Here is a 17,712-nt window from a genome sequence, read left to right on the forward strand (position 1 = left end):
CGTGTTTGCGTAAAAGAGAGAGGCTGAGTTACCAACGACCAGCCTGACCGACGCAAAATGGGGCGACGCAGAAGCGGCGGGAGAGCAGGGCGAGTGTGGCGGTGATTGGTGGCATTGGCGTTTCTGGAATGGGTGAGGCTGGGAGGTGGGGAGTTTATCAGGATTGGGCTTGCGGGGCTCAGGTGAGTCTAGCGGAGGTAGTTGAGAGCGAGTGAAAACAGGAACGGAAGGGGTTGAGTGACTTGCAACAAAGAGCCATCGATATACGGACATCTCTGTAAGTTAATACGTGGTGTGCGCGTAATTACTTAGTGAGGTCAGTACTAAGTAGTAGCTAATTTTTAACGTATGCGGCGAGCTCCAATTAATGCCATTGATGCTTGATTTCCTGCCACTGGTCGTCTGACAGCCACTTATCTGCCGCCGGAAAGAAAATATTCTCCTCAGCGTCCATGTGATCGTAATATTTTTTGATGAAGTCATCGATAGTGTCAGCAATTACTCTCGTTTCGTGAGTTGTATCCTTCAGCATCTTCAACTGTCCAGCAATGCGCCCAAATGCCTCATGATCTCGCTCGATATCCTTGACCCGTTGGTGGATCGGCGCCTCAGTCTCTAGCAAGGCCAGCCGAATAAGTTCTTCATTTTCATGGTGGTGTCGCTCTGCATCACCATGCAAGGCTTCCAGCATCGTGAACAACAGCTTGCAGTCATCAGTTCCATCGGGTTCATGTCTGATTTTCCTCAGCAACTCTTTGATCTGAGTAATTTTCATAGACACTTCGTGATGATAGGTTAGAAGTTCTTTCAACAAAATGTTCATGTCAAATCCTCGTCACGACACCAGATCATCACAGAAATATGTTTTTTAACCAGTAACTCCAAAAGACGCCTAAATTTCAATAATTTCAATATCTTGTTAAGCGCACTCGCTGACACTGTTTAATCTTTTTAGTATAGGCGAGCACAAAGCTCCCACCCCGGGAATTTTTCGGCCTTTGGAAAAAATTGAAATATCGAGTGTATGTTTATATGCACTATCTGATCTGCCGGATCTCCGCCCGCGAAAACGGAATGAGAAAGCAGCGCCCAAATCGATGCGGTGGCAGCTAGGCGCGGGTCTGCAAGACCGGGAAACCAGGAACCCGGCAGACCCGAAGGTCTCCCGCACAAAGCCGCCATTGAGCAGGCGGGTCGCTTCAGAGAAAACAAGGATGCTGAACCAATGCTGTCGCTCAGCAATGTTTCATCAAGTTTGGTATCCGTGTGGCATAGGATGACCACCTAAGCTCGGTGTAGCCACGCCTCCAGCCCACAGGAAACAGAAAAATGATCTCGAACCTCTTCAAAGCCATGTTGATCACCGGTGCTTTGCTCTTGAGCGCCTGTTCGGGTGTGAGCACCAGTTCCTGCTTTTCAGAAGGCTGCCAACAATTCGATGGCCATAACCCCAATAAGGTGAACTTTGGTGGTAGCGCGATCGGCAACAGCTTTAATGAGTACAGCTCGGGCTTGCTGCACGACTAAGGAATGACGCAACGGCTTGGGTGTTTCCGCCGTTGCGTGATTTACCTGATGAACCGTGTGCTCTGATTTTACGACTGCTGCGCAGCCGGACGCAGGCTGCGCCAGCTGCTACAGGGGATGTGTCGCGGCAACTAGCGGGCTATTTGGCTTCTGGTGTCGCTATCCACTGACCCAGAATTTTCTGGTAGTTCCCCGTCACCTTGGCCAGATGCAGCCACTGATCGACATACATCTTCCAGCTGATGTCATCCCGTGGCAGCAGATATGCCTTCTCGCCGTACTGCATGTATTGCGTCGGGTTGACCGCGCACAACCCCGGTTTGAGTTTCTGCTGATACAGCGCTTCCGACGCATCGGTGATCATCACGTCAGCCTTCTTGTCCAGCAGCTGCTGGAAGATGGTCACGTTGTCGTGCAACTGTAATTGCGCCTTGGGCAGGAAGGCGTGGACGAAGGCTTCGTTGGTGCCGCCGGCCGGTTCGACCAGGCGAACCGAAGGCTGGTTGATTTGTTCGAGGGTCTGGTATTTCGCCTGATCTTCGCAGCGCACCAGCGGGATTTTGCCGTCGACATCCAGGGTGGTGCTGAAGAAGGCTTTTTTCTGGCGTTCCAGGGTGACGGAGATGCCGCCGACGCCGATGTCGCATTTGCCCGCGAGCATGTCGGGCATCAGGGTTTTCCAGGTGGTCTGGACCCACTCGACCTTCGCGCCCAGGCTGTCGGCCAGCGTGCGGGCCATGGCGATGTCGATGCCCGAGTATTCGCCGTCTTCACCTTTGAAGGTATAGGGTTTGTAGTCGCCTGTGGTGCAAACGCGCAGTTGGCCTTGTTGCAGGACGGTGTCCAGGTGCGAAGGGCTTTGCTCTGCCTGAGCGCCGCAGGATAGAGCCAGCAGGCCACTGAGCAGCAATGTGCTTTTTATGGTTTTCATGGTTATCGGGCTTTTGTGATGGAGTGGGGGCAAGGATGGATCAGTGTAGTGAAACCGCTTCTTGGCTGTCATCCACGCTGAATGCGATGCTCCCCGGCCCTGGTTCAATGTGCTTGATGATCGAGATGGCGCTGCATGGGTCAGTGTCTGCCGTGGTGATGCCCGAACAGGTGCATCAGCGGGCACAGTAATAGAATCAGGTAGGGCAGAAGGGGGTAGATATGGCCGTAATGCTCGCGGGCCAGGTAGAACAGTCCGATCACCAGCAGCATACCCAGTGCGATGCCGGGTTTGCTGCGCCAGAACGAGGTGGCTGGAGGTGTCGAGGGGTTTGAGTGGTTCATGTGACGCGCTCCGTTCTGACGAAAATGTTGCGGGGTTTCGTCCGGCCATGCCGGCCAATGCCAACCGCCTGCGACGGGGGCTATGGCGCGATGCTTATTGGCCCATCGGCATCTTCATCATCCTGGATTGCTGATCCATCATTTTCATCATCATGTCCATCATCGCTGTATCCGAGCTGCCCTTGCCACCGGACATGCCCATGCCCATCCCCATACCTCTGCAATTGTCGTGCAGCATGCCGAGGCTTGTTCTCATCGTAGTCATGGCTTCCTGCATGGCCGCCCGGCGTTCGGCCGGGGTTTTGGCGGCGATCATTTTGTCGTGGGCCGCCTGCATTTTCTTCATCTGTTCGCTCATGGCCTTGTCTTGCATGGGCGTGGCTTGGGTTGCGTCCTCGGTGGGGGCGGCGGGTGCCGTTTCGGGGTATTCGGCAGCCAGCGTCAGCAATGGGCTGCACATGACCAGTGCGGCCAGGAGGGACTTGACGTAGATGTGCATGGCGATCTCCACATTGATAACGCGGGTCGGCAGCGTCGGATGGCTGCGGACCAGGGTATGTTGTGTTCCCGTTAGAGGGAGTGATCTTGAACTTACGCCGCGGTCGCAGGGCGTTGTTGATCCATATCAAACGACGCCCAAAGAGGTTTGTTGTGCTTCCAAGGTGAGATCCCAATGGGATGGTACGTGTCAGGCAAGGCCCGACACGTATCCCTCTACATGAGTTGTTTATCCACAAGCCACGGACTTCGAACTCTTAAGATGCGCTTCAATCGAGTTGCTAGCAGAGTGCACTCTTACTCCCTTGAGTTTATCGAGTGGCGGGTCTTTCCAAAGTTTTGATGCGTCGATGGGAAGGATGACCTGAATAGCGGCTCCTTGGGGCGGATCAGCAACAAAATCGAAGTCCTGAATGCCGTCTGGTGGGAATTGAATGTAAACCCGCGGCTCCAGTCTCGGGTTTGTCCATCCACCAGAATTCACCAGGCCAATTGCCGATATGTGTAGCTGCGGTGGGTTTGATTTAAGTATTTTTAAGTCGACATCCACCACTTTCATTACTTCAGCCATTTTCGAACTCCTTTCGATAATTGCGCCGCTTTTTTCACCTTGGCGCTTGGGTGTTGAACCCTCTGGCTTGAAATCTAGTGTGGTTAGACGCTAGTAAAGGACCCTCACCCTGTCCACTGACTGCTCTGGCCGGTCATCGGATGCTTTCATTTCCCTACTGGGCACCCATTTCCGGACTCAGCGTTCCGAGCCAAGCCACCAATCCCACGATCAACACCGCCGCCGCCAGTTCCACCACCACGCTGCGCCGCAACGCATTGGCGGCGACCGTGTATTGCCCGTCCCGCAACGAGCGCTCCAGAAACGGCCCGAGGTGAAACCGGTTCAACGCGGCGAGCACCAGCATGCCGGCAAACAGCACCACTTTGATGAACAGCAGAATCCCGTAAGTGCTGAGAAACACCTCGTCCAGCTTCGGCCCAACGATGAACAGATAATTCACGACTCCCGTCGCGGTGATGACCACGACGATGGCCGCGCCAATCGCCTCAAACCGGTTAACCGCGCGGGCCAGCAACCTGAGGCGCGCTTCGGTTTGCAGGGCGTTGATCTTCGCCATCAACGCAAACGCCAGTAATGCTCCAAGCCAGGCCCCCGCTGCCAGCAGGTGCAGAATGTCCACCGTGAAATGCCAAAAGCGACGATTGCCTTCATCCATCGCCCCATGTCCGCTCCAGGCCAGGCTGGCGAGGGCAACAGCACCGGCAAAAGCTGCGACCCATAAACTGAAACCAGGCGCACGGAGCATCACCGCTAAGCCAGCGATCACCAGCGCAACAATGCGAACCCCCCAAGCCAAGCCGACATCCGTCTCAAACAGCATCATCTCGATGTGCGGACGCAGCTCGGCGAAGTCCGTTTCACCGCTCATGGCGCTCGCCATCATCACCATGCTGGCGACAGACAACACCGCGCCCAGCACTGCCGTCCCCGCCAGCATCGACCGGAATGGCAACACCGCCCCGGACATCCGCTCCTGCCCTTTAAGGCTGTACAGCCCAAAAAGCGCCACCCCGAACAACAGCATCAAATCCACATACAACGCAAACCGCAGGGCAATGCCGACCGAGTCGCTCATCAATCACTTCACTTTGAACGTAACGTTGCCGGTGATCGGGTGAGTGTCCGAAGACACGGCGCGCCATTCGACTTTGTAGCTGCCGGTGGGCAAGGGCGAGAGCGGGGTGATGACCATGGTTTTCGGGTCGCTGCCGCCGGAGACTTTGGCTTTCATCGGCATGGGGGAATGGGCCATGCCGGGCATTTCGGTCATGACCAGTTTGGCGCCGGAGAATTGGGTCATGAGGTTTTCGGAGAAGTGCAGTTCGATGTTGCTGGGCGCTGCGCCGTCCGCGCCTTCGGTTGGGGTGGAGGAGAGCAGTTTCGGGTGGGCTTGAGCCAGTGCGCTCATGAGCAGCCCGGTGGAAAGTGCGATGGCGACAGCGGTGGTTTTGATGGTGCGCATGCAAGGCCTCTTACCGCTTTAAGCGGTTGGTTTTTAGGTTTTTGAGTTGAAGTGTTTAGAACCAAAGCCGAACGCCGACGACCAGTCGGGCTTCGCTGCGGTCCTCGCCTTCGTCCCTGGCGTAATCGGCGGTTTTGCCGTAGGTTCGGTTCCAGGTCACGCCGATGTAGGGCGCGAATTCCCGGCGGATTTCATAGCGCAGGCGCAGCCCGGCTTCGGTGTTGGACAACCCGGAACCGATGCCCCGTTGCGGGTCGTTTTTGCCGTAGACGTTAAGCTCGGCGGTCGGCTGCAGAATCAGCCGATTGGTGAGCAGGATGTCGTAGTCGCCTTCCAGTCGTGCGGCGGTCTGGCCGCCTTCGCCGATGAAAGCGGTGGCCTCGGTTTCGAAGTTGTACAGGGCCATGCCTTGCACACCGAACGCAGCCCAGGTTTGCGGGGCGCCAGGTTTGAAATCCTGGCGCACGCCGGTCACCACATCCCACCATGGGCTGATCGCGTGACCCCAGAGGGCCTGGACTTCGGCATCTTCGGTTTTGCCATTGACGCGTTCGCCTTCGGAGCGCAACCACAGGCGATCAACGTCGCCGCCGATCCAGCCAGACAGATCCCACGCCAATGCGCTGCCGTTATCGGCGTCCTGCCATTCGAGTTTGTCGGCGAGGAAGTAATAGTTGAGGGCACTGTCGTGCATGTCATGGCCGGCGGGGCTGACGAAAACGGCGGCACGGTCGGCGTCGGTCAATGCCGGGATCGGCGTGCGGCTTTGGGTCGGCGCGGCGGGCTGCATTTGCCCGTAATCCTCGCTCTGCATCTGGCTGTGATCCATGCCCGGCATCTGGCTATGGTCCATGCCCTGCATGTTGTCGGTGGCGGCCATGGCCGAAGAGAGCGTCAGGCCCATGGTGACGAGGGTCAAAGTGATCGGAGTGAGTCTGGTCATGGGTAGCGCCTTATTCTTCCACGCGAACTTCACGGAACATGCCCATTTCCATGTGGTACAGGAGATGGCAGTGGTAGGCCCAGCGGCCGAGCGCATCGGCGGTGACCCGATAGCTGCGCTTTGATCCTGGCGGCATGTCGATGGTGTGTTTGCGCACCATGAACTGGCCGTTCTCGTCTTCGAGGTCGCTCCACATGCCGTGCAAATGAATGGGGTGAGTCATCATCGTGTCGTTGACCAGCACCACTCGAACCCGCTCGCCGTACTTGAGTCGCACGGGTTCGGCATCAGAGAACTTCACGCCGTTGAACGACCAGGCGAACTTCTCCATGTGGCCGGTCAGGTGCAGCTCGATGGTGCGGCCGGGCTCGCGGCCGTCCGGGTCTTCGAAGGTGCTGCGCAGGTCGGAGTAGGTCAGCACACGGCGGCCGTTATTGCGCAGGCCGATGCCCGGGTCGTCGAGTTTTGGCGTGGTGCTCATGGCTTGCATGTCCACCAGCGGGTTGTCTTTTTCCGTGTCGGGATGGGATTGCATTCCGGCCATGCCACCCATGGCCATGCTGCTGTGATCCATGCCGGCCATGCTGTTCGTGCCCTGCATGTTGCCGCCGTCCATGCCCTGCATGTCGCCGCCGTCCATGCCCTGCATGTCACCACCGTTCATGCCTTGCATGGCACCGTGGTCCATTCCCGCCATGTCACCGCCCATGCTGCCGTGATCCATGCCGCCCATGCCCATGTCATCCATGGTCAGCAGCGGTCGCGGATCCAGCGCTGGAATCGGCGCCGACAACCCGGCCTTCACCGCCAGGGTGCCTCGCGCATAACCCGTTCGGTCCATCGATTGGGCAAACAGGGTGTAGGCGTCCTGGGTCGGCTCGACAATTACATCGAACGTCTCTGCCACCGCGATGCGGAACTCGTCGACGCTCACCGGTTTGATGTGTTGGCCATCCGCCGCGACCACGGTCATTTTCAAACCCGGGATGCGCACGTCGAAGTAGGTCATGGACGAGCCGTTGATAAAACGCAGGCGCAGCTTTTCGCCGGGGCGGAATAGGCCAGTCCAGTTCATGTTCGGCGCCTGGCCGTTCATCAAGTAGGTGTAAGTGGCACCGCTGACGTCCGCCAGGTCGGTGGGGTTCATCTTCATCTCGGCCCACATCTTGCGATCGGCCACCGTCGACCCCCAGCCTTTCTCGCTGACGTCGTGGATGAAGTCGCCCACAGTGCGTTTGTTGTAGTTGTAGTAGTCCGATTGTTTCTTGAGTTTTTTCATCAGGCCGACGGCGTCTTCGTCGGTCCAGTCGGTGAGCATCACCACGTAATCGCGGTCGTATTGGAACGGCTCCGGCTCCTTGGCGTCGATCACCAACGGCCCATAAACTCCGGACTGTTCCTGAAAGCCCGAATGGCTGTGGTACCAGTAAGTGCCGTTCTGCCGGACCTTGAACTGGTAGACGTACATGCCGTCCGGTTCGATCCCGTGAAAACTCAGGCCCGGCACGCCATCCATGTTGGCCGGCAGCAAAATGCCGTGCCAGTGAATGGACGTGCTGTCCTTGAGTTTGTTTTTCACCCGCAGCGTGACGGTGTCGCCTTCGCGCCAGCGCAGCAGGGGGCCGGGAATGCCGCCGTTGATGGTCATCGCGGTTCGAGGGTTGCCGGTGATGTTGACCGGGGATTCGCCAATGAACAGGTCGAAGTCGGTACCGGCCAGCACATTCGGTTGGCCGGGGCTGGTGACCGCCCAGACTGGCGTGCGCCACAGCCCGAGGCCAGCGAGCACCCCGCCAGCGGCCAGGCCCTTCACAAAGGTGCGTCTTGAGGTGTTGGAATGCATGCCGTTTTATCCCGTCCGTCAGCCTGATGAAGCCCTCAGGTCCATCCTGAGCGGAAGGAAGAGAACTCAATGGGGAGGAGGCTAACGGGCGGTGCCTTTCAGCAGGCTGAGGCCAAGATTACAGTTTTGACAGTTTCACGCGGTGTTCAAGGACTGCTATTGGACCTGGACGAATCCGCCACGGTGGCGTTACCGCAATTGATATACGAAGAAGACTTCAACCAACGCTGATCCGGGTAGTAAGAAAATAACAACTGCCCATCCTTCATCGAGTCGATCAGCCGATGTGCAATCGCAGGCCTCACCGCAGGGCAGCCGAGACTTCTGCCAATCCGGCCATTGGCCCGCGCCAGGGCAGGGCTGACGTAAGGCGCGCCGTGAATGACGATCGCCCGTTCGAAGGCGTTGTCGTTAAAACCCGGTTCCAGACCTTCCATGCGCAGGGAATAACCGTTCTGCCCGACATAGCTGGATTGGGTACGGTACAAGCCCAGGCTGGTGGCGTAACTGGCATTCTGATTGGAGAATTGGCTGGCCATGTTCTCGCCACTGTTGCGACCGTGGGCGACGAGTTCATGGAACAACAATTTGCGTTGTTTAAGGTCGAATACCCAAAGACGTTGCACGGTCGAGGGCAGGGAATAATCGATCACTGCGAGTCTCTGCACCGGGGACGTGCCTTGGGCCCGGCTGCATTGGGAGGCGCGAACGGCCAGGGCAATGACTTTGGCGTTGGCATCGGGAGCCGCTTTGACCAAGGCAGCTTCAAGCGAATCGGCGTAGGCTGCCGGTAATGAAAAAAAAGCAGTCAGCAGCAGGGCCGTCATTAAGCAGCCAAAGCGGTGTGGGGCCATATGCAAGTCTCATCTGAATATTTCGAGTCTAGCAGCGCGCACGACGCTAGCCGGTTGAAAACGGAAGATTAAGGATTATCCATGGCGCAGTTAACAAGGTTATTCGTCATAAGCCGCATGTTTTTTATGGGCTTTCTGATAAGCGGCACGGCGATCGCGCAAACTTCGCCGATTGAGCCGGTATCTCCCGTTAGCACTGTGGCTGAAGCGGCACCTGGCGATTATGTTGGCCAAGCGATTCAGGCGGAGTTGGCGCCATTGAGTTCGGCGTTTCCGCCGCTGCTCACCTCGCCGCGTCATCAACGGGTCGATGTGAACCGAGTCGTGCTGGATTTTTATAGCCATCGTGGCTATCGCGCCGCCTGGACGGACGATGACGATGTCGCCCAGTTGTTGAAAAGCTTGGGTGATACCCAGGCCGATGGCCTGAACCCCGCGGATTTCCGGATCGCCGAGTTGGCCGAGGCCCGCACGTTGATGCAGACAACCTCCCCAACCCCCGGGCAACGGGCAGCCTTTGATATCTCCGCCACCCGAACGTTCATCACGGCGCTACTGCAGTTGCGGCGCGGCAAGGTCGACCCTTCGCGGTTGGACATCCACTGGAACTTCGACCCCGCTGGCGTCGATCCTCGGGAGGACGTCAATAAATTTTTTGCCGCCCTCGACAGCCATGACATTGCGCGCGCCTTCGCCCAGGCGCCGCCCCAAGAAGCGGTTTACGGCACGTTGCGCCATGGCCTGGCGCAACTGCGCAAGGTTCGTGATCGGGGTGGCTGGCCAAAGATCCCGGAAGGGCAGACGCTCAGGCCCGGCATGGACGACGCCTCGGTCGCTCTATTGCGTACGCGTTTGGCGGCGGGCGGCTATCTCGCCGCGCAAGGAACTGCTCGCACCGACTACGACGACACCGTCACTGCGGCGGTGAAGAAGTTTCAGACCGAGCAATACCTCGGGGCGGACGGCGTAGCGGGGCCGGCGACGCTCGCGGAGCTGAATGTACCGGTCGAGGCGCGAATCGATCAGGTGCGGGTGAACATGGAGCGGGCGCGATGGCTGCTGTACAAGCTTCAGGGCACCTTCGTCGTGGTCGACATCGCCGGGTATAAAGTCGCGTTCTATCGCGATGGCAAACCGATCTGGCGCTCACGGGTGCAGGTCGGTAAGCCGTTTCGCAGTACGCCGATTTTTCAATCCGCGATCACCTACGTCACGTTCAACCCCACCTGGACCGTGCCACCGACGATTCTGCTCAAGGACATGCTACCGAAGATTCGCGACAATCCTGGTTACCTTGAGGCAAGCCGGATTCGCGTGATCGATCGAGATGGCAATGTGCTTGATCCGTCCACTGTCGATTGGGACAACCCGCGCGGCCTTACCTTGCGCCAGGATGCGGGCTCGGATAACTCCTTGGGGCAAGTGGTGATTCGTTTTCCCAACGAGTATTCGATTTATCTGCATGACACGCCGCATCGCGAGTTGTTCGCCAAATCCAACCGCGCGACCAGCTCCGGTTGTATTCGGGTAGAAAACCCGCTGCAATTGGTGGAGCTGTTGTTCAACGATCCGGTTCACTGGAACAGCGAAGGGATTCAAAAACAGTTAGCCAACGGCAAGACAGAGAACATCAGGCTCCCGGTGAAAGTGCCGGTGCTGTTGGCCTACTGGACGGTGGACCTGAGTCTTGATGGACGCGTGACATTCAAGCCCGATGTGTATGGCTATGACTCCCCGGTACTGCGGGCGTTGAATCGGACTTCGGAGCCGCCGGCGCTGGACGGGAGGCGAGCGGCGCCTCCCTCGGTAGCGGCGGAGCAGAGCAATTTGTAGGCCTTAAAGCCCCAAGCCTTCCTGCACGGCCAGCAGCAAATTGTGTTCCGTCAGCGCGATCGCATCCGGTTGTTGTCCGGATTGTTCGCTCGCCTGGAGCCACCACTGCGTCTCGCCGTGTTCGTTCACGGTTCGTAACAAGGCGAGTTCCTTGCCTGTCGAGTGGATTTCGATCCGCCCGGCCCCGTCGACGGTGAAGCGCGCGACGGGATCGAAGGTGATGCCGTGGTGGTTGCCTTCGATCAGTAGTTGGTCGATGGCGTAATCGTAAGTCGCACCGTCCGGCGCACTCTCGAACACATGAGTGGAATTGCGTCGCAGCTTCAGGCCCACCTCGATCAGTGGTTGCAGCCAGGCTTCGATCTGGTGATACAGCTCGTAGACCTGGGCAGGCCAGCTGTCGATGGCTTGATCGGCGATGGTCGCGTCGGCACTGGTTTGCCGGGATTGTTTAAGCTTCGCGGCGAGCTCGTCTACCTTACTCATTTCGATTTCCTGTCGTGATGTCAGTTAATCGTAGCTCCTTCAAGGTCATGTGGTTTTGCCTTGCGTCATGGGATTAAAACACAACCTTTTATCCCTCAATCCTCTGTTTATCCCGCACAACCCCGTAGACTACGCTCAAAAAAATAAGGGCTTTGGGCCGTCGCCCATGTCTTACCCTTCCAGGACTCACTTTTGCCTATCTCCATTCACGATCCGCAGCACGCGTCCGGCGGTGCCTTGAAGCGACTGCCTTTGCTCAAGGCTGCGGTGCTGTTCATTGCGGCAGTATGCCTCTGTCTCTGTGGGCTGCTTTACCTGCAACTGGAGCAGTCGCGTCGGCACGACCTCGCGTTGGCCGAGGTGTCGTCGTCGAACCTGACCCGGGCCATGGCACAGCAGGCCGAAGACACGTTCATGAAGGCCGATCTGGTACTGACCAGTCTGGTGGACTGGATTCAAGCTGAAGGTTTCGACGCTGCCCAGACGCCACGCCTGCAGAAAACCTTCGCCCGGCGGGTGCAGGCGCTGCATCAGTTGCACGGGATATTTCTGTTCGACAGGCAGGGGCAATGGGCCGTGACGTCGTTCGAGGATCTACCCCGCGGGGCTGGTGTGGCGGATCGCGAGTATTTCAGGTTTCACCAGCAAAACATCTCAACCCTGGCGCACATCGGCCCGGCAATTCGTAGTCGGGAAAATGGCGAGTGGATCATTCCGGTTTCCAGGCGGATTAACGATCAGAGCGGTCATTTCCAGGGTGTGTTGCTGGCCGGGATCAAGATGTCGTACTTCGATCAGTTCTTCAAAAGCTTCAGCCTCGACGACAACGGCGCGATGTTTTTGGCATTGACCGATGGAACACTGCTGGCGCGGCGGCCGTTTGTGGAATCGCAGATCGGTACGTCATTGGCTAAGGGCGAGATTTTTCAGAAACTCTTGCCCAACGCCACGTCCGGCAACGCCATGATCGACTCAGTGGTGGATGGCATCCCTCGGCTGTATGGCTACCGTCAGCTCGATGCCTATCCGGTGGTGGTCGCGGCGGCATCCTCCAAAGACGCAGTCCTCAAGGACTGGTACGACACGGCGATTCAATCCGGAGTGATCGTCGCTCTGGTTGTCCTCGGCGTGGGGTTGTTCGGTTGGGTGTTCATTCATCAGGTTCGCGCGGGCGAGCGCATCGAGGCGGATTTGCGCGAGGCGCAGAAAACCCTGGAGCTGATCGCCACCCACGACAGCCTGACCGGGTTGGCCAACCGCCGCTTGTTCGAACGGGCGCTGGAGAAAGAGTTCGGGCGCGGTGCCCGGCGGTCGAGCTCGCTGGGCCTGATCATGCTCGATATCGATTACTTCAAGCGCTACAACGACACTTACGGTCATGTGGCCGGGGACCATTGCCTGGCTGAAGTGGCGCGGGCCCTGAAGAGTTGCTGTCACCGCAAAGCCGATCTGGCGGTGCGCTACGGCGGTGAAGAGTTCGCGGTGTTGCTGCCGGACACCGACATTCATGGAGCACTGACGATCGCCGAGCAAATCCGCCGCAGCGTCATGGACAAAAACATCACCCACAGCGGTTCGCCCACGGGCTATCTGACGGTCAGTCTTGGCTGTTATTCGTTTGTGCCGACGGCGCACGACAGCACCGAAGTGTTGATCAAGCGTGCGGATGCGGCGCTGTACCAGGCCAAGCACTCAGGGCGAAATCGCTCGGCGGTGTTGTCGATGGAAGGGGGCGTCGAGGCGCTGATGCGCTCGGATCGATGACGCTTGCGGCCATCGATGGGCAATGGTTCTTGTGACCGGTTCTTCAAGTGCGGCAATGACTTGCGTTATCCAGGAGCGATGATCGGGCATGCCTGCTATGGTCAGTGCAGAGAGCCTGGCTGTCACACCTGACCGACCGGCCCACCGGTCTCATTCCGATCGAGCAATCGATTGACAGGATCAAGTGCATGGATTTGTCTGCCGTTACCACCGCTGCACCTGCGCGCCATACCCCGATTACCCGCAACCTGATGTTGGTGGTCGGTCTGTTGTTTGTGGTTGGGGTGCTGATCGCGCTGATCGCCCTGTTCAGTATTGCCGGGCGGCTCGATGCCGAGGACCTGGCCAAGACCACGTTTTATACCCAGCGCGCGCTGGAAAACCGCATTACCGCCACGAAAAACTACATTGCCAGTTATGCCAACTGGACGTCGGCCTATGATCACCTGAACGGCGAGGTCGATGTGCAATGGGCCTACGTCGAGCAGAACCTGGGTAAGACCCTGTTCACCATGGACCACTACGAGGGTGTTTTCGTGGTCGATCCCCAGCGAACAAAATACGCCGTGGTGCGTGGCCTTCAGGTGCAGGACGAGGCGGCGGCCTATCTGTCGACCTCGATGGCGACGCTCATTGACGAGGTTCAGGGTCAGGAGAACCTCATCAAACCCGTCAGCCACTACACCTTGTTCGAGGGCAAACCCGCGCTGCTGTCGGCCGCCGCGATTGTGCCCAATGACGAACGCCCGGCGGTCGATCCCAAAAGCACTTCGGTGCTTATATACGTTGACCAGCTGAACCCTGAAAAGCTCAGCGCCTTGAGCGTCGATTACGGTTTGCACGACTTGAGCCTGACGCCCGACAACGTCATCGCTCCCGGTCAGCCCGCTATTGCCCTCGCTGGCACCGGTTACAGTCTGGTCTCCCGGCTCCAGCGGCCGGGTCATCAATTGCTCTGGTCACTGCTGCCGCCACTGGGCGGGGCGCTGCTGGTTCTGGCGTTGTTGACCGCTTATTTCTTTCGCTATGTCCTGCGCACGTCCGGGCATGTGGATGCCAGTTACACCAGCCTCGATTTGTCGAACCAGGCACTGGAGGCCAGTGAAGAGCGTTTTCGTGCGGTAGCCGAGGCCGCGTCCGACTGGATCTGGGAAATCGACGACCAGCATTGCATCACTTATCTGTCGGGACGCTTCAGCACCGTCACCGGGTTCTCCGATCAGCAGTGGCTGGGACAGAACATCGGGCAATTGCTCAATTGCGATACGACGCCGTTGTCGCTGTGGCTGAACAAACTCGATGAAGAGCAAGCCGTCAGCCATTTGCGCTGTTCCTACCGCGATCAATCGGGGCAACAGCGGGTCTGTCGGGTGTCGGCACGGCCGATCCAGCGCAAGGGCGCAGTGCTGGGCTATCGCGGAACGGCCAGCGACATCACCGACGAAGTCGCCGCCCATGCGCAGATCCAGCATCTGTCGTTGCACGATGCCCTGACCGGCCTGCCGAACCGCAACAAACTGGCGCGTTTTCTCGATGAGGCGCTGGCACTGAAAGAGCAGTCGACGGCGCTGACGTTGTTGATGATCGACCTGGATAACTTCAAGCCGATCAACGATTCCCTCGGCCACCCGGCCGGCGATGCAGTATTGCTGGAAGTCGCCACCCGTTTGCGCGAGAGCACACGAGAAATTGATCTGGTCGCCCGACTGGGTGGCGACGAGTTCGTGCTGGTGCTCCATGGCATGGACAGCCACGCGGAAATCGACCGGTTTTGCGAGCGCTTGCTCGACAGCCTGCATCAGCCGATTCACTACGACCATCACTCGCTGCACATCGGCGCGAGCATCGGTATCGCCTTGAGTCGGCGCCAGGGGCATATTCCACAGGAGCTGATTCGGTGTGCCGATATCGCGTTGTATCAGGCCAAATCCGATGGCAAGAAGACCTGGTGCTATTTTGCCGCGCACATGAACGATCAGATCCAGCATCGCCGGCAACTGGAAACCGACCTGCGTCGGGCGATCAAGAACAACGAATTCGTGATGCATTACCAGCCGCGTTATCACGTCGATGGCAAGCGCATCGTCTCGGTCGAAGCGCTGCTGCGCTGGCAGCATCCAGTGCAAGGCTTGTTGAGCCCCGACGCGTTTATCCCGCTGGCCGAGCAAACCGATCTGATCGTGCCATTGGGCCGCTGGGTGCTGCGCGAGGCGTGCGAGACGGCTCTGACCTGGCCCGGTGCAATGATGGTGTCGGTCAACCTGTCGCCGGTTCAATTCGCCCGTAGCGATGTGATCGAGGACGTGCGCGAAGCGTTGATCCAGACCCGCTTGCCCGCCAGTCGGCTGGAGCTGGAGATCACTGAAAACGTGATGCTCATCGACGTCGATGGTGCCCTGGCGACCATGAATGCACTCAAGGAGTTGGGCGTGCGCCTGAACATGGACGACTTCGGCACCGGTTATTCCTCGCTGGGTTACTTGCGCACGTATCCGTTCGACGGGATCAAGATCGACAAACGCTTTATTTCGTCCATGAGCAGCGGCAGCAATGATCGTGCGGTGGTGCAGGCGATCATCAACCTGGGCAAGGCGATGGGCCTGACCGTCACTGCAGAAGGTGTCGAGACGCTGGAGCAACTGGACTTCCTGATCTCGGATCAGTGTCATGAAGTGCAGGGTTTTTACCTCAGTCGTCCGGTGGACAGGTATGCACTTCTGCCGTTGCTCAAGGTCTCGCAGGAAGACTTTGCACAGCAGGGCGCGCACCTTTAGTCGTCTGTTACGTACGCCACGGCAACTGCCGTGGCGCCCCCCGGTCACAATTGGATACCGCCCATCCGTTGCGAGCGTCGGACCATGAACAACCTGAAAATCGCCACCTTCAACGTCAACGTCAACGGCATGCGTGCACGCCTGCCGAATCTACTGGCGTGGCTGGCGCGGGAGCAGCCAGACATCGCCTGCCTGCAGGAACTCAAATCGGTGGACGGGGCATTCCCTGCCGCCGATCTGGAGGCGGCCGGTTATGGCGCTATCTGGCAAGGCCAGGCGGCGTGGAACGGGGTGGCGATTCTGGCGCGCGATGCGCAACCGCTGGAGAGTCGGCGCGGTTTGCCGGGCGATGACAGCGATACCCATAGCCGCTACATCGAAGCGGCCGTGCACGGGGTTCTGGTGGGTTGTCTGTACTTGCCCAACGGCAATCCGCAGCCAGGGCCGAAGTTCGATTACAAACTGGCGTGGTTCGAGCGGCTGATCTCGTACGCCAAGGACCTGCAAGGCAGCGACCATCCGGTGGTGCTGGCCGGCGACTACAACGTGGTGCCCACCGATATGGACATCTACAACCCACGCTCCTGGCTCAAGGACGCGCTGCTGCAACCCGAGAGTCGTGCGTGTTATCAGCGTCTGCTGGATCAGGGTTGGACCGACTCACTGCGTCATCTGTACCCGGAGGAGCGGATCTACACCTTCTGGGACTATTTCCGGCAGCACTGGCAGAAAAACTCCGGGCTGCGCATCGATCATCTACTGCTCAATCAGGCAGCGAGTCCTTATCTGCAAGAGGCCGGCGTCGACGCCTGGGTTCGTAACGAGTCTCATGCCAGCGATCACGCGCCGACGTGGATTCGATTGGGTTCACGCAAACGGCGATAGTTTCGGCGCGTGCGGCGATTGGCGAAATCAATTATCGGCCCGAGCGCTTTTTCCCTTATACATGGCGGCCATCGGCGGAGCGATCCGCGGGCTCCATGCATAAGGATTGAGCGATGAGCGAACCACGACTGACAAATCTTGCGCTGTACCTGCAACGCCTGGGCTTCGACGCGCCCCCGGCGCCGACCCTGGAAACCCTGCGTCAACTGCAACTGCGGCACACCGGTGCGTTCCCGTTCGAAAACCTCACCACATTGTTGGGACAACCGGTGCTCATCGACCTGCCATCCATCGAGCAGAAAGTGTTACACGACGGTCGCGGTGGCTACTGCTACGAACTCAACAACCTGTTCCTGGCTTTGCTGCAGACGCTGGGTTTCGAGGCGCGCGGCATCACCGGCCGCGTGGTCATGAACCAGCCCGAAGGCGCGTGGACTGCACGCACTCACCGCTTGAGCCAGGTGAGCCTTGACGGCGTGCGTTACATCACCGACGTCGGCTTCGGCGGCATGGTGCCCACCGCACCGCTGATCCTCGACACCGAGGACGAACAGCTCACTCCCCACGAACCCTATCGCATCGAACAGCATGCAGACGGCTACACCCTGCGTGCCAACGTCGGCGGTGAATGGCGGGCGATGTACATCTTCGACCTGCAACGTCAGGAAGACATCGATTACACCCTCGGCAACTGGTATGTCTCGACTCATCCCGAATCGCCCTTCGTCAAACAATTGATGGTGGCGCGGACGGGGGAGGGATGGCGACGCACGCTGAACAATGGCAGTTTTGCCATTCACCGCATGGGCAGCGAGAGCGAGCGGCGGCAGGTGACGGATGTGGATGAGTTGATCGGGTTGCTGGAACGTGAGTTCGACATTCGGGTGCCAGCGAAGGAGGCGTTGAAGCCGGTGCTGGAACGGTTGATCGAGCCGGTGCCGCAGGCAAACTGAGCATTACGCGAAGGGTGGATCTGATCAGTCCGCCCTTTTTT

17 protein-coding genes are annotated in these 17,712 nt (G+C 58.5%); 6 read left to right on the forward strand and 11 right to left on the reverse strand.

Going from position 1 to position 17,712, the window contains the following annotated elements; all coding sequences use genetic code 11:
* Positions 1–364 precede the first annotated feature (364 nt).
* Positions 365–823 carry a hemerythrin domain-containing protein gene (locus PSH69_RS10750; RefSeq protein ID WP_305411973.1) on the reverse strand — a complete coding sequence of 153 codons (459 nt, stop codon included), beginning with the start codon at positions 821–823 and terminating at the stop codon, positions 365–367.
* A 506-nt stretch (positions 824–1,329) separates the two neighbouring features.
* Here PSH69_RS10750 and PSH69_RS10755 point away from each other — a divergent pair.
* Positions 1,330–1,527 carry a hypothetical protein gene (locus PSH69_RS10755; protein WP_019582096.1) on the forward strand — a complete coding sequence of 66 codons (198 nt, stop codon included), beginning with the start codon at positions 1,330–1,332 and terminating at the stop codon, positions 1,525–1,527.
* Positions 1,528–1,666: 139 nt separating this feature from the next.
* Here the strand turns inward: PSH69_RS10755 and PSH69_RS10760 are convergent, their stop codons facing one another.
* From PSH69_RS10760 to PSH69_RS10800, 9 genes are all read right to left on the reverse strand, one after another.
* On the reverse strand, positions 1,667–2,458 hold the full coding sequence (locus PSH69_RS10760; RefSeq protein WP_305411974.1) for a transporter substrate-binding domain-containing protein: 792 nt from the start codon (positions 2,456–2,458) through the stop codon (positions 1,667–1,669).
* 140 nt (positions 2,459–2,598) lie between these two features.
* The gene (locus PSH69_RS10765; protein WP_018928127.1) at positions 2,599–2,802 is read right to left on the reverse strand and encodes a DUF2933 domain-containing protein; all 204 of its coding nucleotides are present in this window, start codon (positions 2,800–2,802) and stop codon (positions 2,599–2,601) included.
* 94 nt (positions 2,803–2,896) lie between these two features.
* Complete coding sequence (locus tag PSH69_RS10770) at positions 2,897–3,301, reverse strand: hypothetical protein (RefSeq protein WP_305411976.1); 405 nt, start codon at positions 3,299–3,301, stop codon at positions 2,897–2,899.
* A 228-nt stretch (positions 3,302–3,529) separates the two neighbouring features.
* Positions 3,530–3,871: a hypothetical protein gene (locus PSH69_RS10775; protein WP_019582098.1), complete on the reverse strand. Its 342-nt coding sequence runs from the start codon at positions 3,869–3,871 to the stop codon at positions 3,530–3,532.
* 154 nt (positions 3,872–4,025) lie between these two features.
* On the reverse strand, positions 4,026–4,949 hold the full coding sequence (copD, locus tag PSH69_RS10780; protein ID WP_305411977.1) for a copper homeostasis membrane protein CopD: 924 nt from the start codon (positions 4,947–4,949) through the stop codon (positions 4,026–4,028).
* Positions 4,950–4,952: 3 nt separating this feature from the next.
* The gene (gene copC / locus PSH69_RS10785; protein WP_018928122.1) at positions 4,953–5,336 is read right to left on the reverse strand and encodes a copper homeostasis periplasmic binding protein CopC; all 384 of its coding nucleotides are present in this window, start codon (positions 5,334–5,336) and stop codon (positions 4,953–4,955) included.
* 55 nt (positions 5,337–5,391) lie between these two features.
* On the reverse strand, positions 5,392–6,279 hold the full coding sequence (locus PSH69_RS10790; protein ID WP_305411978.1) for a copper resistance protein B: 888 nt from the start codon (positions 6,277–6,279) through the stop codon (positions 5,392–5,394).
* Positions 6,280–6,289: 10 nt separating this feature from the next.
* Complete coding sequence (locus PSH69_RS10795; protein WP_305411979.1) at positions 6,290–8,122, reverse strand: copper resistance system multicopper oxidase; 1,833 nt, start codon at positions 8,120–8,122, stop codon at positions 6,290–6,292.
* A gap of 146 nt (positions 8,123–8,268) precedes the next feature.
* On the reverse strand, positions 8,269–8,976 hold the full coding sequence (locus tag PSH69_RS10800) for a murein L,D-transpeptidase catalytic domain family protein (protein WP_018928119.1): 708 nt from the start codon (positions 8,974–8,976) through the stop codon (positions 8,269–8,271).
* Between the two features lie 81 nt (positions 8,977–9,057).
* Between PSH69_RS10800 and PSH69_RS10805 the strand changes: the two genes are divergently transcribed.
* Positions 9,058–10,809, forward strand: coding sequence for a murein L,D-transpeptidase (locus PSH69_RS10805; protein ID WP_305411981.1), 1,752 nt, complete (start codon positions 9,058–9,060; stop codon positions 10,807–10,809).
* Between the two features lie 3 nt (positions 10,810–10,812).
* Here the strand turns inward: PSH69_RS10805 and PSH69_RS10810 are convergent, their stop codons facing one another.
* Positions 10,813–11,295 carry a hypothetical protein gene (locus PSH69_RS10810; protein WP_018928117.1) on the reverse strand — a complete coding sequence of 161 codons (483 nt, stop codon included), beginning with the start codon at positions 11,293–11,295 and terminating at the stop codon, positions 10,813–10,815.
* A 192-nt stretch (positions 11,296–11,487) separates the two neighbouring features.
* Between PSH69_RS10810 and PSH69_RS10815 the strand changes: the two genes are divergently transcribed.
* The 4 genes from PSH69_RS10815 to PSH69_RS10830 all read left to right on the forward strand — a co-directional run bounded on the left by PSH69_RS10815 (position 11,488) and on the right by PSH69_RS10830 (position 17,671).
* Positions 11,488–13,059: a GGDEF domain-containing protein gene (locus tag PSH69_RS10815; RefSeq protein WP_305411982.1), complete on the forward strand. Its 1,572-nt coding sequence runs from the start codon at positions 11,488–11,490 to the stop codon at positions 13,057–13,059.
* 188 nt (positions 13,060–13,247) lie between these two features.
* The gene (locus PSH69_RS10820) at positions 13,248–15,833 is read left to right on the forward strand and encodes an EAL domain-containing protein (RefSeq protein ID WP_305411983.1); all 2,586 of its coding nucleotides are present in this window, start codon (positions 13,248–13,250) and stop codon (positions 15,831–15,833) included.
* An 84-nt stretch (positions 15,834–15,917) separates the two neighbouring features.
* Positions 15,918–16,718, forward strand: a complete 801-nt coding sequence (gene xth, locus PSH69_RS10825) for an exodeoxyribonuclease III (protein WP_305411984.1) — start codon at positions 15,918–15,920, stop codon at positions 16,716–16,718.
* A 113-nt stretch (positions 16,719–16,831) separates the two neighbouring features.
* Complete coding sequence (locus tag PSH69_RS10830; protein WP_305411985.1) at positions 16,832–17,671, forward strand: arylamine N-acetyltransferase; 840 nt, start codon at positions 16,832–16,834, stop codon at positions 17,669–17,671.
* Positions 17,672–17,712: the final 41 nt, after the last annotated feature.

This window comes from Pseudomonas sp. FP1740 (assembly GCF_030687165.1).
In the GTDB taxonomy this organism is placed as follows: domain Bacteria; phylum Pseudomonadota; class Gammaproteobacteria; order Pseudomonadales; family Pseudomonadaceae; genus Aquipseudomonas.

Coding starts and splice junctions, on each gene's coding strand:
- PSH69_RS10750 (WP_305411973.1), bottom strand. CDS start 823: ATGAACATTTTGTTGAAAGAACTTCTAACCTATCATCACGAAGTGTCT.
- PSH69_RS10755 (WP_019582096.1), top strand. CDS start 1,330: ATGATCTCGAACCTCTTCAAAGCCATGTTGATCACCGGTGCTTTGCTC.
- PSH69_RS10760 (WP_305411974.1), bottom strand. CDS start 2,458: ATGAAAACCATAAAAAGCACATTGCTGCTCAGTGGCCTGCTGGCTCTA.
- PSH69_RS10765 (WP_018928127.1), bottom strand. CDS start 2,802: ATGAACCACTCAAACCCCTCGACACCTCCAGCCACCTCGTTCTGGCGC.
- PSH69_RS10770 (WP_305411976.1), bottom strand. CDS start 3,301: ATGCACATCTACGTCAAGTCCCTCCTGGCCGCACTGGTCATGTGCAGC.
- PSH69_RS10775 (WP_019582098.1), bottom strand. CDS start 3,871: ATGGCTGAAGTAATGAAAGTGGTGGATGTCGACTTAAAAATACTTAAA.
- copD (WP_305411977.1), bottom strand. CDS start 4,949: ATGAGCGACTCGGTCGGCATTGCCCTGCGGTTTGCGTTGTATGTGGAT.
- copC (WP_018928122.1), bottom strand. CDS start 5,336: ATGCGCACCATCAAAACCACCGCTGTCGCCATCGCACTTTCCACCGGG.
- PSH69_RS10790 (WP_305411978.1), bottom strand. CDS start 6,279: ATGACCAGACTCACTCCGATCACTTTGACCCTCGTCACCATGGGCCTG.
- PSH69_RS10795 (WP_305411979.1), bottom strand. CDS start 8,122: ATGCATTCCAACACCTCAAGACGCACCTTTGTGAAGGGCCTGGCCGCT.
- PSH69_RS10800 (WP_018928119.1), bottom strand. CDS start 8,976: ATGGCCCCACACCGCTTTGGCTGCTTAATGACGGCCCTGCTGCTGACT.
- PSH69_RS10805 (WP_305411981.1), top strand. CDS start 9,058: ATGGCGCAGTTAACAAGGTTATTCGTCATAAGCCGCATGTTTTTTATG.
- PSH69_RS10810 (WP_018928117.1), bottom strand. CDS start 11,295: ATGAGTAAGGTAGACGAGCTCGCCGCGAAGCTTAAACAATCCCGGCAA.
- PSH69_RS10820 (WP_305411983.1), top strand. CDS start 13,248: ATGGATTTGTCTGCCGTTACCACCGCTGCACCTGCGCGCCATACCCCG.
- xth (WP_305411984.1), top strand. CDS start 15,918: ATGAACAACCTGAAAATCGCCACCTTCAACGTCAACGTCAACGGCATG.
- PSH69_RS10830 (WP_305411985.1), top strand. CDS start 16,832: ATGAGCGAACCACGACTGACAAATCTTGCGCTGTACCTGCAACGCCTG.